Source organism: Anaerosphaera aminiphila DSM 21120 (assembly GCF_900129925.1).
Taxonomy (GTDB): Bacteria; Bacillota; Clostridia; order Tissierellales; family Peptoniphilaceae; genus Anaerosphaera; species Anaerosphaera aminiphila.
Map to the genome: position 1 here is coordinate 1 of NZ_FQXI01000032.1, position 1,264 is coordinate 1,264.

The 1,264-nt window shown below is 47.2% G+C and carries 1 rRNA gene; it reads left to right on the forward strand.

Annotated features, from left to right (window positions below):
* Positions 1-139: 139 nt before the first annotated feature.
* Positions 140-1,264 (forward strand): 16S ribosomal RNA (locus tag BUB47_RS09795); the annotation flags it as partial.

Genomic DNA, 1,264 nt, shown 5'->3' on the forward strand with positions numbered 1-1,264 from the left:
AGACATAATATAATAAATAAGCTGTTTTAAAGCAGCGAACAACCTTGATAATTAAATAGTGTAAGAGAAAGAATAAGCAAACAAGCAAAAATGCTTAGCGGAAATAAAGTCAGTGAGAATTGACTGAGCAAATCAAATTTTAATTGAGAGTTTGATCCTGGCTCAGGACGAACGCTGGCGGCGCGCCTAACACATGCAAGTCGAGCGATGAAAATTCGACAGATTCCTTCGGGATGAAGATGAATTGGATTAGCGGCGGACGGGTGAGTAACACGTGAGTAACCTACCTTTGACATGGGGATAGCCTCGGGAAACTGGGATTAATACCCAATGAAATTAATTGATCACATGGTCAAATAATCAAAGTGATTTAGCGGTCAAAGATGGACTCGCGTCTGATTAGTTAGTTGGTAAGGTAACGGCTTACCAAGACTTCGATCAGTAACCGGCCTGAGAGGGTGAACGGTCACATTGGAACTGAGAAACGGTCCAAACTCCTACGGGAGGCAGCAGTGGGGAATATTGCACAATGGGGGAAACCCTGATGCAGCGACGCCGCGTGAGCGATGAAGGCTTTCGAGTCGTAAAGCTCTGTCCTATGGGAAGATAGTGACGGTACCATAGGAGGAAGCCCCGGCTAACTACGTGCCAGCAGCCGCGGTAATACGTAGGGGGCGAGCGTTGTCCGGAATCATTGGGCGTAAAGGGTTCGCAGGCGGAAAGACAAGTCAGTTGTGAAATCCAGAGGCTTAACCTCTGTAAGCAATTGAAACTGTATTTCTTGAGATATGGAGAGGTAAGTGGAATTCCTAGTGTAGCGGTGAAATGCGTAGATATTAGGAGGAATACCAGTGGCGAAGGCGACTTACTGGCCATATACTGACGCTGAGGAACGAAAGCGTGGGGAGCAAACAGGATTAGATACCCTGGTAGTCCACGCCGTAAACGATGAGTGCTAGGTGTCGGGAGAGATTTCGGTGCCGCAGTTAACACATTAAGCACTCCGCCTGGGGAGTACGTACGCAAGTATGAAACTCAAAGGAATTGACGGGGACCCGCACAAGCAGCGGAGCATGTGGTTTAATTCGAAGCAACGCGAAGAACCTTACCAAGTCTTGACATATATATGAATGCATTAGAGATAATGAGTTCTCTTCGGAGACATATATACAGGTGGTGCATGGTTGTCGTCAGCTCGTGTCGTGAGATGTTGGGTTAAGTCCCGCAACGAGCGCAACCCTTACCTTTAGTTGCCATCGAGTAA